The organism is Vibrio nomapromontoriensis, assembly GCF_050337205.1.
Taxonomy (GTDB): Bacteria; Pseudomonadota; Gammaproteobacteria; order Enterobacterales; family Vibrionaceae; genus Vibrio; species Vibrio nomapromontoriensis.
Map to the genome: position 1 here is coordinate 102,584 of NZ_JAKJSS010000009.1, position 14,794 is coordinate 117,377.

Annotated in this window: 8 protein-coding genes and 2 pseudogenes; 9 read left to right on the forward strand and 1 reads right to left on the reverse strand. The window is 43.4% G+C overall.

Annotation, left to right across the window (positions count from 1 at the left end; translation table 11 throughout):
• The first annotated feature begins 707 nt into the window (after positions 1-707).
• The 9 genes and pseudogenes from L4D05_RS11510 (at position 708) to L4D05_RS11550 (ending at position 13,388) form a co-directional block, all read left to right on the forward strand.
• Positions 708-2,759 carry an ABC transporter substrate-binding protein gene (locus tag L4D05_RS11510; RefSeq protein ID WP_428794072.1) on the forward strand — a complete coding sequence of 684 codons (2,052 nt, stop codon included), beginning with the start codon at positions 708-710 and terminating at the stop codon, positions 2,757-2,759.
• Between the two features lie 59 nt (positions 2,760-2,818).
• A complete protein-coding gene (locus tag L4D05_RS11515; RefSeq protein ID WP_428794073.1) occupies positions 2,819-3,817 on the forward strand; it encodes an ABC transporter permease in 999 nt (332 codons plus the stop codon).
• Positions 3,818-3,826: 9 nt separating this feature from the next.
• Entirely contained in the window at positions 3,827-4,900 is a 1,074-nt protein-coding gene (locus L4D05_RS11520) for an ABC transporter permease (protein WP_428794074.1), read from the forward strand.
• Positions 4,901-4,910: 10 nt separating this feature from the next.
• Complete coding sequence (locus tag L4D05_RS11525; RefSeq protein ID WP_428794075.1) at positions 4,911-6,533, forward strand: ABC transporter ATP-binding protein; 1,623 nt, start codon at positions 4,911-4,913, stop codon at positions 6,531-6,533.
• 58 nt (positions 6,534-6,591) lie between these two features.
• Positions 6,592-7,941, forward strand: coding sequence for an alpha-glucosidase/alpha-galactosidase (locus L4D05_RS11530; protein WP_428794076.1), 1,350 nt, complete (start codon positions 6,592-6,594; stop codon positions 7,939-7,941).
• A gap of 236 nt (positions 7,942-8,177) precedes the next feature.
• Positions 8,178-10,430: a right-handed parallel beta-helix repeat-containing protein gene (locus L4D05_RS11535; protein ID WP_428794077.1), complete on the forward strand. Its 2,253-nt coding sequence runs from the start codon at positions 8,178-8,180 to the stop codon at positions 10,428-10,430.
• 148 nt (positions 10,431-10,578) lie between these two features.
• Positions 10,579-10,854 (forward strand): annotated as a pseudogene (locus L4D05_RS11540) (transposase domain-containing protein); the annotation flags it as partial.
• Positions 10,855-10,858: 4 nt separating this feature from the next.
• Positions 10,859-11,428 (forward strand): annotated as a pseudogene (locus L4D05_RS11545) (TOBE domain-containing protein); the annotation flags it as partial.
• A 286-nt stretch (positions 11,429-11,714) separates the two neighbouring features.
• Positions 11,715-13,388 (forward strand): amidohydrolase, encoded by a 1,674-nt coding sequence (locus L4D05_RS11550; RefSeq protein ID WP_428794078.1) that lies wholly within the window; start codon positions 11,715-11,717, stop codon positions 13,386-13,388.
• Between the two features lie 153 nt (positions 13,389-13,541).
• Here the strand turns inward: L4D05_RS11550 and rodA are convergent, their stop codons facing one another.
• On the reverse strand, positions 13,542-14,624 hold the full coding sequence (rodA, locus tag L4D05_RS11555) for a rod shape-determining protein RodA (protein WP_428794079.1): 1,083 nt from the start codon (positions 14,622-14,624) through the stop codon (positions 13,542-13,544).
• Positions 14,625-14,794 lie beyond the last annotated feature (170 nt).

Consider the following 14,794-nt stretch of genomic DNA (forward strand, 5'->3'; position numbering starts at 1 on the left):
CAACCCAAAAGAACTATGCGGATAAATTAAGGTAAAGGGTAGTGTTAAACGATAATTAATGTAAGTTATTGGTATGGAATTTAATATTTTTTATGTTTTTAATATTTTTTATATTTTATAAGCGCGAAGATTATGCGTCGATAGTGGCGATAATGGATGGTTGACTGCTATTTTCTAACCTTATGTGATGCTGATCTAAGGTCAGGTTGGTATTTTAGAAAAGTAGAAGTCATAGTGTTGGTAATAAAGAAATATTTGGGGTTTAGATATACCACCAATTTGTAGTAGTGCTAACGCAAGCGGTGTAACTGTCTGTGTCTGAATTCCCTTTGGGTGCCCCTGCGTTACCTATTATACCCAATAGTTTGTAGCTTTGAATTGCCAAGCTCTTCGACTAAAGATTTCTGCGAGATTGTTCGCCGCGACGAAATATGAAATATGTAGATGGCTATCATTCAGATGTGTATGGAGTGGTGTGATTGGTAATTGAGATGGTGGAATTTATTATGCCAGAGTTTATCGAGCGCACGCGTGAAAACGTGAAAATAGGTTACCCAATCGAACGAGTATCTATGCCTAGAAAGTGAAGTAATTATAAATTAATGGGGGATAGAGTGAAATGATAACGGAAATGCAACAAAGAAAATGACTAAGTGAAAACAAAAAAATCTGATTGAAATTAGTATAATTACAGGACGTACCACAATATGCCTAGAAAAAAACTCCGCCGACTCGCAGCGTTTATTTTACCGACATTGGCGACAAGTTTAAGCGCCGTAGAAATGCCGGCAGGCGCATCGTCGCTACCCAAAGCCCAAGACATTCCAAACCGTTTAAAAATCCAATTTTTCAAACGCAAAGAAATTTTGCAGTTCGGTAAGAAAGCGAACTACCATGAACCGGAATGGGTAACTAACAATTACGTGAAAACTGGTAAGTTGCCACCCGTCGAAGAGCGTTTACCAGAAGAACCAATGATACTGATGGCCAAGTCGATGCCAGACGGCGTTGGTGAATACGGAGGCGTGTTCCGTCATGTTATTGGTGGGCGACCGCAAGGCTGGAACTGGTCGGCGGCACAAACTCAAGGTTGGGGAGGGATCAACTACACAGTACAAGAATGTTTGACTCGCACTGGTCCTATGTATCAACTTAAAGCTGATGACTTAGAAGTGTTACCTAACCTTGCTCGCAGTTGGACTTGGTCTGAGGACGGTCGTTCACTAACGATGAACTTAATTAAGGGCGCGAAATGGTCAGATGGCAACGATTTTGACTCAGAAGATGTGCGCTTTTATTGGGAAGACACGGTATTAGACCCCAAAGTACCTTCGTTCTCTTCACCCAATGCCTTTGGTAAAGGGGCGAAACTGGAAGTGCTAGATAAGTACATCATTCGTTGGACGTTTGACACGGCAAATTCTCAGCAAGCATTGTATAACATGGCTTTCCTTACCTTCTGCCCTGGTCCTAGCCATATTTTAAAAGCCTACCACCCTAAGTTTGCGCCGAATAAAACTTACGATGATTTCAATAACGCCCTGCCGAGCGAGCAAACCCCGGCAGTTACTATGGGGGCGTGGGTTCCGGTTGAATTTAAGTCCGACCAAATCGTGGTTCTGCGCCGCAATCCATACTTCTGGAAAGTTGATGAAGAGGGCAATCAGTTGCCTTACATTGATGAAATGCACTTTAAGTTGTCGACTTGGAACGCGCGTACGTTAGAAACCATCGCGGGAACAGCCGACATGTCGAACATGGAATCACCTCCAATGTTTATTGAGACTTTACGTAAGTTGGCCGATAAAGATTCTCCTGCGAAAGCCATGTTTGGCCCGCGTAACTTGTCGTCGCAAATCCAGATGAATATGAACCCGACGCTTTCTGTCACTAATGAACGAGAAGGCGCGATTCGCCAGCTCAATCGTACCTTGAAATTTAGGAAAGCGATTTCGCATGCAATTGACCGAAATGCGTTGGCGAAAGGTATGGTACGAGGGCCATTTGCGGCGCCGTATGCAGGGGGCTTACATCCAGAGACCTCTTACTATGACGAAAACAGCGTGGTGTACTACGGCTATAATCCAGACCTCGCTCGCCAATATCTTACTGAACTCGGGCTTAAAGATACCGATGGCAACGGTATTCGTAATTTCACCTCTGGTAAAGCGAAAGGCCAAGATTTAGAAATTGTGCTTAATACTGGTAACCAAGCCGCAGGAATTGCCAACAATGAAAACTTGGTTAGCATGATGGCTGAGGTTGGCATCAAGTTAATACCAAGACCACTTGATAATGTTCAAGGGGACTCTGACCGTGATACTGGCAGCTTTGATTGGCGTACTCACCGTGGCGAAAAAGAGCTGATTGTGCCGTTGCAGCGCTTAGAGTGGCTTGCGCCTATCACCAATACTGGGCCGCTTTGGCACCGAGGTACAGACAACGATCCTCAGCAGTTACAACCGTTTGAAATTGAGCTGCAAAAGATCGCCAATGAGTTTGTGACCAGTATGGATCCAGTTAAGCAGAAAGCGCTGATGTATGAGCTTAACCGTATCACCACCGAGAATGTCTATCATTTGGGCTTAGTCTCATATCCCGGGGCGCTCTTGATGAACAAGCGAATAAAAAACGTACCTAACGCACCCATTATTGCTTATCAGTGGGCCGAAGATGCCGTGATGCGTGAGCGTTTTTGGGTTGCCAAGCAAGATCAAATCAAAGAGCTAAAACCTAATACTCTTCCTGAGTATCAATAATAAGCAGCAGTAGTAGCAGCCGAAGACGACAACGTCTTCGCTTTCTTAAGGCATTCGATATGTACAGTTTTATCGCAAAAAGATTGCTAGGCGCGCTTGGGTTACTTTGGATATTGAGTGTGATCACCTTTGTGATCATTCAGTTACCAGAGGGGGATTATGGCGACTTAGTGAAAAACCAAGCTATTACATTAGGGGGAAGTTCTCCAGAGCAAGCGGAGCAACTTGCTCAGGCGGCAAGAGAGCGTTATGGCTTAAATGAACCTGTCTTAGTTCAGTATGGCAACTGGATTTCGAACATTGTCTTTCACTTTGATTTTGGTCATTCATTTGCCTACAACAAGCCCGTCACCGAAGTGGTGGGGGAACGACTGCCACGGACGATACTCATTGCCCTTGGTTGCCACATTGGCGCAACACTATTTGGTGCGATTGCCGGGGTTTACGCGGCAGTCAATCAAAATAGATTGGGGGACCGAGTCGCGACATTTCTCTCTTTTATTGCCATGACGGTACCGCGCTTTGTCATGACCATCATTATTGTGTACTTCATGATATTCACTTGGAACGTTGCGTCGTTTGGCGCCATGAACTCCCCCCATTACTTATTTGAACCGATGTCGTGGGCTAAATTCGTCGACACGCTTAAACATATTTGGCCAGTGATAGCGATTGCGGCTTTCGGTGGTATGGCATTTAACTTACGCATTATGCGCGGCAATTTATTGGATGTGCTCAAACTGCAATACATCGAGACCGCGAGAGCGAAAGGCCTACCGGAACGCAAAGTGATCATGCGCCACGCAGTGCCAAACGCTGTTCATGGCTTGGTTTCTTATCAAGGTGTCGCGCTGCCTTATATGATCACCGGTGAAATGGAAGCGGCGATGGTACTCGGCCTACCAACGATTGGACCGTTGATCATTACCGCTATGGCCGATCAAGATATCTACGTTATTGGTAGCATCATGCTGATGATAGCCGCCTTGTTGGTGATTGGTAATTTACTGGCAGATATTCTGCTGGCGGTACTCGACCCTCGCATTCGACTTTCATAGGAATTATATATGTCTCAACAATACTCCAGTTTGGTTTGGCGTCGTTTCCGTAGAAATAAAATGGCGATCGCGAGCTTATGGCTACTTGGCTTATTAGTCATGGTCACGGTGTTTGCGCCATTTTTCTCCCCCAATGATCCAACCAAGCGCGACTCAAACGCTATCTATGCGGCGCCAGCAAAACTGCATTTCTTTGATAGCGAGAACAATTTTAGTGTGATCCCGTTTGTCTATGGCCAGAAAGAGTCGCTCGATCCTGTGACCTTTTTACCCGTTATCGAAGAAGACACCAGTGAAAAAATTTCGTTGACGTTTTTTACTAAAGGTTGGCAATACACCTGGTTAGGGCTTTCATTTGAGTCTCACTTGATGGGGCTGGAAGATGGCAGGCCGTTTTTTTTGATTGGCGCCGATAGCTTAGGCCGTGATTTGTTAGCGCGTTGCTTTTTCGGCAGCCGCATAACACTGATTTTTGCTGCCACCGTGGTGTTTGTTGTGATGGTGGTGGGTACATTAGTGGGGATGTTTTCCGGCTATTACGGTGGGCGCTTCGACTATGCAACCCAGCGAATTGCAGAGTTAGCGCTCGCTTTTCCAGCGGTGCCGCTCTATTTGGCGCTTATTGCAGTAATGCCTAAAACCGCCGACTCCTTCACCATGTTTATTATGCTCATCCTCATTCTTTCTAGTCTCCAGTGGGCGTTTGTGGCGCGTCAAGTAAGAGCGCAAGCTTTGTCATTACGAGCATTAGATTACGTAAAAGCGGCGCAGTCGGTTGGCGCGAAAGACATGCGCATCGTCATTAAACACATTTTACCGAATGTCACGTCGAACGTGATTGTACTCGCCACCATCATGTTGCCAGGAATTGTCCTGACCGAAAGTTTCTTCAGTTTTCTCGCGGTGGGGGTAAAGGCACCCATGTTCAGTTGGGGCTCCTTGCTTAATGCCGCGGGCCAGTTTCAAACCATTGGCTCTTATCCTTGGTTGTTATCCCCCGTGCTCTTCATTTTGATCACCGTACTTGGTTTTAATGCTTTAGGCGATGGTCTGCGCGATGCCGCCGATCCGTATTCGAATTAGGAGAACTGAAATGACCCAAGATGTGATCGCTAAAATTGACGCTCTCGATGTGACATTTAATACCGAAGATGGCCCTGTACAGGCTTTAAAAAACGTCAGCTACCAGATCCCCAGGGGAAAAATGGTCGCTTTGGTTGGAGAGAGTGGCTCGGGCAAGTCAGTATCCGCCAAAGCCATTATGGGGCTGCTGCCCAAAACTGCCCGTTATGGTGAGCAGAGTTTGGTGCGTTATCAAGACAGCAACATTCTTAGTTGTAACGAGAAACAGCTAATGAAGCTTAGGGGAAATCATATTTCGATGATTTTCCAAGAGCCAATGACCTCACTTAATCCAATCTATACCGTGGGTGAACAAATAGCAGAAGTATTAATGATCCACCAAAAGCTGGCGAAGAAAGCGTGCCGAGCAAGGGTGCTTGAGTTGCTTGAATCGGTTCAGATTCCGCATCCACAGCAGCGTATCGATCAGTATCCTCACCAACTTTCAGGTGGGCAACGTCAGCGCGTCATGATTGCCATGGCGCTTGCCAATACTCCTGATCTTCTGATTGCAGATGAGCCAACCACTGCACTGGATGTGACGGTACAAGCAGAAATATTGGGTCTCATCAAACAGCTGCAAATTAAAAAAAACATGAGTGTGCTGCTTATCACCCATGACTTAACCATAGTGCGCCAATTTGCTGATGAGATTTATGTAATGAAGCAAGGTGAGGTGGTGGAGTACAACCAAACTGATACCTTGTTTAGCCAACCACAACACCCTTATACCCAGATGTTGATCGCTTCAGAGCCAACGGGTTCAGCGGTGTCACTTAATAAAGAAGCGGCTTCCATTCTTAACGCCAGCAGCATCAATGTTGAGTTTACGTTAGGCAAAAAGAGCTGGTTTAGTCGTAAACCTGCTGAAACCCTGACCGCAGTGAATAATATCGATCTGTTGCTAAAGCAAGGGGAGTCACTGGGCATTGTTGGTGAAAGCGGTTCGGGTAAGACAACCTTGGCGATGGCGATCTTTCAGCTCTTATACGAAGGCGAAGTGTCTGGAGAAGTGGATTGGGAAGGTGTTCGGCTTGATAAGCTGGTCGGCGAATCGCTGCGTTCGATAAGACAAAATCTACAGGTCGTTTTCCAAGACCCGTTTTCGTCAATGAACCCGCGTTTGTCGGTAAGACAAATTTTAGAGGAAGGGCTTATCGTCAATAATAAGTACTCCAACCTTGATGAACGTTTAGAGAAAGTAAAACAAGCGCTGGTGGACGCAGGGTTAGAGGGGAATATTCTCAATCGTTTTCCCCATGAGTTTTCTGGTGGTCAGCGCCAGCGGCTAGCGATTGCTAGGGCTTTGGTATTAGAACCAAAAGTGATTTTATTGGATGAGCCGACCTCTGCGCTTGACTTGACTATTCAGAAGCAAATTGTTGATTTACTTAAAAAATTACAGCGAGAAAAAGGTCTCTCTTATCTCTTCATTAGTCATGATTTAAGAGTAGTTAAAGCCTTATGCCATCGAGTGATAGTCATGAAGCACGGCAATATTGTCGAGCAGGGCTGTACTCAAAAGGTTCTGGCTAGTCCAAGTACTGAATATACCCAAAGGTTACTCAAAGCAGCTTTCGAAGTGTCCGCTTAACTGATAAGCGCTAAACGAGAAGAAAGTTAACATTAAAACTGAAGATGGAAACCAAACGATGAAAGATCCGAAACTATGTCTAATAGGCGCAGGTAGTACCATTTTTATGAAAAATATCGTTGGTGATATTCTTCATCTGCCTGCTTTCAAGAACTGTGAGATTGCACTTTACGATATTGCTCAGGAACGTCTTGATGATTCAACGCTGGTAGCACAGAAACTGTCGGCAACACTCAATGTTACCCCTAAAATTGTTGCCACTATGGATCGCAAAGAGGCCCTTTCTGGTGCCGATTTTGTTGTCACCATGTTCCAAGTGGGCGGTTTTAAGCCATCGACAGTGGTGGACTTTGATATCCCGAAAAAGTATGGTTTGCGCCAAACTATCGCTGATACCCTTGGTATTGGTGGCATTATGCGCGCCGTGCGTACCATTCCGGTGTTTCTTGATATTGCAGAAGATATGCGCGAAATGTGTCCGAATGCGACCATGCTCAATTACGTTAACCCAATGGCTATGATCAGCTGGGCAATGACTCGTATTGCGCCAGACATTAAGTATGTTGGCCTGTGCCATTCGGTTCAAGGCACAATTAATGAATTGTGTCATGACTTAGACATCGATACCGAATCGGTACGCTATGTATGTGGTGGCATTAATCATATGGCGTTTTACTTTAACATTGAGCAGCGTATGGGAGATGGTAGCTACACATCGCTTTATCCAAAGCTCCTCGCGGGGTATGAAAGCGGTGAGTACCCGAAGCCAAACCCATGGAATCCACGCTGCTTGAATAAAGTGCGTTATGAGATGCTCAAGCGTCTTGGCTATTTTGTCACTGAGTCTTCGGAGCATTTTGCGGAGTATACCCCTTGGTTTATCAAACAAGGCCGCGAAGACTTGCTTGAGAAGTTCTCCATTCCACTTGATGAGTACCCAAAACGCTGCGTCGAGCAAATTGCCGGTTGGCATAAGCAAGCAGAAAAGTACCGTCACGCAGAAACTATCGAAGTAAAACAGAGTAAAGAATACGCTAGTAAGATAGTGAATTCGATTTGGACTGGTGAGCCGTCTGTTATTTACGGTAATGTTCGTAACGAAGGTTTAATTGATAACTTACCTCAAGATTGTGCTGTGGAAGTGCCAATTCTTGTGGATGAAAATGGTATACAGCCAGTGAGAATTGGCTGTATACCAGCGCATTTAGCAGCGCTCATCCGCACTAACGTTGGTGTGCAGGAAATGGTGGTAGAAGCATTTTCGACCCAAAATCGTGATCACCTTTACTATGCGGCTATGCTCGACCCTCATACAGCAGCCGAGCTGGACTTAGACCAAATATGGGATTTGGTTGATGAGCTTATTGCCACTCATGGTGATTACATACCAAGTTATTTTCGCAACTAATTTGAGTGAGGTTTCTAAGTATAGATAAAATACAATATTTTTCATTCAAGAGTTGGGTTGTTTTCAGTGCTCTTGTTGTAAAAATAAATTCAATAACAATGACCTGTTAATAAGTCTATTTTGGTAGGTGGAGTTTGAATGAATTAATGTATCTTTAATAAGAATCCGAATCATGTAAAGTTATTTAATTTACTTGTTTTGATGTTCTAAAATGTGAATCAAAAAAGGAAATAAGAATGAATATAAACTATGGTATATTAGCAATTTTCATGTTAACTAACGCACTTTTTGTGAATGCATCAAGTGCTGCAACTATGTCAAGCCTCTATGTGGCTCCTGATGGCAACGATATAACTGGTAGTGGTACTATCAATGCTCCTTGGAGGAGCATTGATAAGGCAAAGAATTTTATTAGGACTACGGCCTTAAATGATAGCATGACAGGCGATATAATCGTATATTTACGTGGAGGTGACTATATAATAGATAATACGTTGTCTTTTTCTTCAAATGACTCAGGTTCAAATGGTTATACTATAAAATACAAAAACTATGAAAATGAAATCCCTATTGTTAGTGGTGGTGTAGACTTTTCTTCAGATTGGGTGTTACACGATGCCACCAATAATATATATAAAAAAACAGGTGTTTCGTTAGAATTTAGACAATTATATACCAACGGGGAAAAAGCGATTAGAGCACGTACACCCAATGTTGGGAGTTGGAATAATATTACATCATGGGATAATATTTCTAGAAAAATAAATATAAATAGCAGTGACGTATCAGAGGGTTGGGGAAATATCGAGCAAGTGGAAATGGTAATTCGACAAGAGTGGGCGGGGACAGTGATGAGAGTATCATCTGTTAATATTGAGGGGAGTAACGCGGAGGTTGCGTTTCATAGGGAAGAATCAGATATTATTTTCAATAGGCAATACCCTCCCAAAAGAAACTCCCAAAAATATATATTCGAAAATGCGTATGAATTAATTGATTCAGAAAGTGAATGGTACTTAGATACGACAGCTGATACTCTTTATTATAAACCTCGGATTGGCGAAAATATGGAAACCATAAAAGTTGTTGCACCACAGGTGGAAACATTACTTGCTGTAAATGGTACTTTAGATAACCCAGTGCACCATATTTCGTTCAGTGGGCTCACCTTTAATCATTCGACTTGGATGAGACCTAGTAATTTTGGGAATTTAGATACTCAAGCAGGGCAATATAACATCAGTGTTGGACCTAATAATACTCAGTATGTAGAACGACAAAAAGCAGCTGTGTATGTAAAACATGCAAATAATTTACGATTTGAACGAAATATATTTGAGAAGCTTGGTGCAGCCGCTATTGATTTCCATAGAGGAACACATGACAATGTATTTGTTGGGAATATAGTGCGTAATATATCTGGGACTGGGGTGTACGTTGGTGTCTTTAGCGATGAAAATGTAGAGATACACGTTCCATACAATCCGGGTGATGTGCGTGATAAAAGTGTTAACGAAACTATTTCTAATAACTATATTACTAAAATTGGACAAGAATATTTCGGTTCGATTGGTATTGCAGCTGGATATCCGGAGTCAATTACCATTGAACATAACGAATTAGCTAATTTACCCTACACCGGTATTAGCGTCGGGTGGGGGTGGACGCAACAATCCAATTCGATGAGAAATAACAAAGTAAATAATAACTATATTCACGAATTTATGCGAATGTTACATGACGGTGGTGGAATTTATACTTTGTCCAGTCAACCCAATTCAGTTATGAATGGGAACTATTTACGTAACCAAACGGGGGAGTTCGGTTCACTTTATTTTGATGAAGGAACGCAGCATTACTCTGCAAGCAATAATGTTATCGAAAATTCCCCTAGATGGCTGCATATTTGGACTAGTACAATTAGTGATATTGATGTTAGTAATACCTATACAACGACATCAACACAAACCAATAATGGGTCAAACATTTCTATCAGTAATACGCATTACCACCCAAACGCAAACTGGCCAGAAGAAGCTTTAGCAATCATTGAAAATGCGGGGCTAGAACCGGAATATAGTGATTTAAACAATGACCCTGACGCCCTAACGATAGTTGATGGGATGAACTCTTCCTCAGTAGTGTTTTCCGGAGATTGGACTACTGAGACTCCTTCCACTTTAGATTATTCAAATACAATTAATTGGTCATCCGCAACTATACCTGGTGACTATGTCGAGTATACTTTTACCGGTACAGCTATAAAATGGATTGGGAGGAAAAATCGTTATTCAGGAGTTGCTAAAATCTATATAGATGATATTTTACAAGGGACTGTTGACACTTATTCTGATTCTTCCCTGCATCAAGTGTCATTGTTTGATAAAGTAGGTTTATCTAATGCACAGCATACAATAAAAATTGTTTCCGAATTAGCAGGTTCTGGTGGCTACTATTCAATTCACGTAGATGCATTTGAAGTTAATTAAAATGTGACTATGTCTAAATCGTCATTTTAACTCAGCAGGGAGTCGTTGTTAAAATATAGTGCTGTGTAATGCTGCTTTCTTAATGGAGTTGTCGAAAAAACGCTGTTAACGTCAGACTGCAGTTTCAGACCGTCTAATAGAGCTACCAATGAAGAGCCTAGAATTTAAATGGAAGCACTTTGCGTCCGACATAATCCTTTGGTGCCTTCATTGGTATAGCTCTACCATTTATCGTTGGTTCACTGAATATGCGCCGAAGTTGCGTAAAAGTTAAGACGTTATCAGTTCAAGTTAACTGACTCTTCGTGGCAGCTTGATGAGACCTACATTAAGGTCAAACGCTTGATTTTTATTTCTGTCACAAGCGTAATAATCACGCGGCTTACTAGTTTTTAAACGTTTCCTCCGACACTATAAATTAGAGCTGTAACCTAGACGCAAACTTACGCCGTAACATGCGCGATACCATCCGTGACTTACAGCAGCGTTTTAATATTACCTCGCTATACGTGACTCACGACCAATCAGAGGCATTCGCGGTCTCTGATACGGTAATCGTGATGAAAGATGGTGACATCATGCAAGAAGGCTCTCCTACCGATTTGTACAAAAGCCCAGCCTCTATGTTTATGGCTAACTTTATGGGGGAAGCCAACATTTTCGAAGGCTACTACGATGGAGATAACCTCAACATTAATGGTTATCTTATTCCTGCGAAACCAGATGTTGTAGAGGGCATTGAACCTGGGGCTTATCAAATCGGTGTGCGCCCAGAAGCCATCTTACTCACTGACCATGGTGAAGCATGCCAACAGTGTATCGTGAGCAACATCTCTTACATGGGCTCTATGTATGAGGTGATGGTGAAATGGCACGACGAAGAGTTATTGCTACAACTTAACTCTTCACAGTTTGATTCGAGTTACGCCGATCATGCCTACCTCACTATCAATCCAAATGGTTTATTCTTGCTTCCACCCGAGGTGGTAGCAGTGTGATTGAAACCTTAGCGTTAGGCGCTCATTATGTAGTGGAACATTAAATTCGGCCTCCGTTGTGGAGGCTTTCTATTTATGGAGAGTTATTCATATACGATTACTTGAATGGTTCATTCATCACCAAATAATTAGGCAGCACTCATCATGAAGGTTCTAAATGTCTAAACTATCCCAATATTTTTATACTCACTGTTTTCCTTTTACTTCAGTGTTGCCGTAAGCTTTATCTAACGTCAAAAATCCCCCCTATATTCAAAATGATTGTGGGACATGGAAGGAGTAACTGATGAATCGAATTTCCCCTTTAACACTAATAGCGAGCTTAATGATGAGTTTGAATGCATTAGCTGTTGAAAAGGCCGACATACTCTTAACAAACGCTAAAATTTACGGCCATGACAATGCGGATGCGATTACCATTCATGATGGAAGTATCCAGTTTGTAGGTAAAGCGACAGAAGCAAAACTATATCGTAATAAAAACACTGAAGTTATCGATCTTGAACAAGCGTACGTGATGCCAGGTTTTATTGATAACCATAATCACGTATTTGAAGCCGCTTCTGAAGCTGGCGGTAACTGTGAACTTAGTATGGATGCATCGCTTGAAGGCCAAATTCCTTATTTAAAGGCTTGCAGCAGAAATAGTAAGTCTACAGGTTGGCTGATGGGCTATGGCTTTTCATTAGAAAGCCTTCTCAATGAAGATAATCATCAAACGCCTCTCGAAGTGATTGATCGTGTTTTTCCGGCTCGTCCTGTTGTGCTCATGGAGCAGACTTCGCACTCGATGTGGGTCAACTCAGCAGCGCTCGAACTTGCGGGTATTACCAAGGCTACACCTGAGCCTCAAGGCGGAAAGATTCTTAAAGACCCAGACAGCGGAGAGCTGAACGGCATTTTGTTTGATAATGCCGGCGATATCGTAATGGAGATGGCGTGGAACAGCTTAGAAGGTCAATTTGAACAAAGCTATACTGGCTTACTGGCCGGTCTTGAAGAATCAGCAGCATATGGCATTACGACGATTGGTGATGGTCGACTCTATTGGAAACGTGGTTGGTATGAGGTGTGGAAGCAAGCAGAAAAAGACGGTAACTTAACCGCTCGAGTGTCGCTTCGGCCATGGATTTATCCTGCTGACTCCATGGCGCCACAGTTGGCCTTTTTGAAGACAATTCAATCAAGCGACACTTCAAGCTTACTGTTGATTGATCAGGTTAAAATGTATAGCGATGGTATTACGATCAACGGTACCGCAAAAACGTTAGCACCGTATTTAGAAACTTACCTACCAGATGAGCCTTACGGCATTAATTATATTCCACCAAGTCAAATGAAAACTTGGTTGGATGCATTGGATAACGTTGGTTACAGCGCACATATTCATGCCATCGGAGATGGCGCGGTTCGTGAATCACTCAACGCGGTTGAACATGCTCGTCTCAACGGTTCGACCAAGCCGTACACACTGACCCATGTTGAGCTCGTAGATCCACAAGATGTAAATCGCTTTGTTAAGTTGAATGTTACTGCGGACTTTCAGGTGGGTTCTAATTATGTTGTTGAGCAAGATCACTCCTGGGCTAAACTCTTTCTAGGAGCAAAAAGGGCCCACGCGTTGATGAACCTTAAAGCTATCTTTGCTACTGGTGCAAATTTAACCCTCAGTAGTGACTGGAATGTCCATGAATTAAATCCGCTTGTTGGCATTGCTAATAGTATAAGAATGGGGGATTCGGGACTGCCTAATGTAAAAGCGGCGATTGATGCATACACTATTAACGCGGCGGTGAGTCTAGGGATAGAAGACGTTACAGGTTCTATCGAAGTAGGAAAGTCAGCAGACTTTGCTATCTTAGGGCAAGACATTACCCGCTTGTCACCGGACAATATAGCAGACACTGAAATCTTAATGACAGTATTACAAGGTCGTATTGTATTTGATGCAGGGGAATAAATTGCTTAGTAAAAACAAAAGGACAGACACCTTAAAATGAAGAAGAACGAATGCCACGTTTATACTTTTGGTGTCTGTCCTTTTTATCCTTCCCTTTTGGCGCAAGGACAGTACCACTAGCTCGCATAAATGGTACTGACCAGCAAAGTAACACTAAGCGAATCGCGATGGTGCTCGACACAGAGACATGATGATGCCAAAGCAGATGCCTTGCGTGATCATAGCGGTGCCACCATAACTAAAGAAAGGCAGTGGACTGCCCATTACGGGGAGCAACCCACTAACCATGCCGGTGTTAATAAAGGCGTAGAGGAAAAAACTCAACGCTAACGAGCCACAAACCAGCCTGCCAAAGGCGTGATGACAGTGGCACGAGATCCACAGCGTGCGCAGTGTAATAAAGAGGTATAAAGACAACAGCAGTACACAGCCGACAAACCCCCATTCTTCTGCATAGGAAGAAAAAATAAAGTCGGTATGACTTTCGGGAATAAACCCCAGCGCACTTTGTGTGGCGTTCGCCCAACCTTTACCCGTTATCCCACCAGATCCAATGGCAATATGTGATTGGATAATTTGATAGCCAGCCCCTAAAGGGTCACTTTCTGGGTTTAGAAATTGCAGGATTCTTTTCTTCTGGTAAGTCTCAATAACGAAGAACCATAGCAGTGGAATGAGAGTGGCAATTAAGCCAACAAAGCCGCCAATAATCTTCCAGCTCATGCCTGCAAAATACAGCACAAACAGCATGTAAATGACGCCAAAAATGGCGCCGTCGAGATCCGGCTGAACAAAGATGAGTCCGGTAGGTACTGCGGTGAGCAGCAATGCATAGAGAATTTTGCTGCCAGTTGGTCGCTCGCCATCTCTTTGTACAAACCAAGCCACCATCATAGGGATGGCCAGTTTAACTAATTCGGAGGGCTGGAAGCGAAAGCCTGCGATAGACAGCCAGCGCTGAGAGCCATTTGTACTGTCACCAGCGAACACAACCGCTACGAGCAAGCTCACGGTGACTAAATATAGGTAAGGTGAAAAGCGACGATATTGTTTCGCGGGGATGGCCGACATAATGACAATACAAGCTAACGAAATAACGCATCGAATGAGGTGGTTAGTAATCACAGACTCACTGAATCCACTGGCGCTCCATATAGTTATGGTGCTAAGCAGCATGAGCGCTAAAATGGCCATTACAATGGATAAATCAAGTTGAGGGAACAGGTACTTTTTCAATTTATTGCCCGGTGAAGTGGCACTGAATATGGCCACAACTATTAGTTGAGTATTGAATCAGTCGACATTGGGTTAGGCTGATTCATTTACGGTTTAGGTGTTGGAGAGTTATCGTGAGGCCGCTATTGGCCTCACGAGTTAACGGTATAAGTAAGCGAACGGTTTACGCA

What these genes read in the sequence shown, in the direction of transcription:
- L4D05_RS11510 (WP_428794072.1), top strand. Translation starts at nt 708, where the DNA reads ATGCCTAGAAAAAAACTCCGCCGACTCGCAGCGTTTATTTTACCGACA.
- L4D05_RS11520 (WP_428794074.1), top strand. Translation starts at nt 3,827, where the DNA reads ATGTCTCAACAATACTCCAGTTTGGTTTGGCGTCGTTTCCGTAGAAAT.
- L4D05_RS11525 (WP_428794075.1), top strand. Translation starts at nt 4,911, where the DNA reads ATGACCCAAGATGTGATCGCTAAAATTGACGCTCTCGATGTGACATTT.
- L4D05_RS11535 (WP_428794077.1), top strand. Translation starts at nt 8,178, where the DNA reads ATGAATATAAACTATGGTATATTAGCAATTTTCATGTTAACTAACGCA.
- L4D05_RS11530 (WP_428794076.1), top strand. Translation starts at nt 6,592, where the DNA reads ATGAAAGATCCGAAACTATGTCTAATAGGCGCAGGTAGTACCATTTTT.
- L4D05_RS11515 (WP_428794073.1), top strand. Translation starts at nt 2,819, where the DNA reads ATGTACAGTTTTATCGCAAAAAGATTGCTAGGCGCGCTTGGGTTACTT.
- L4D05_RS11550 (WP_428794078.1), top strand. Translation starts at nt 11,715, where the DNA reads ATGAATCGAATTTCCCCTTTAACACTAATAGCGAGCTTAATGATGAGT.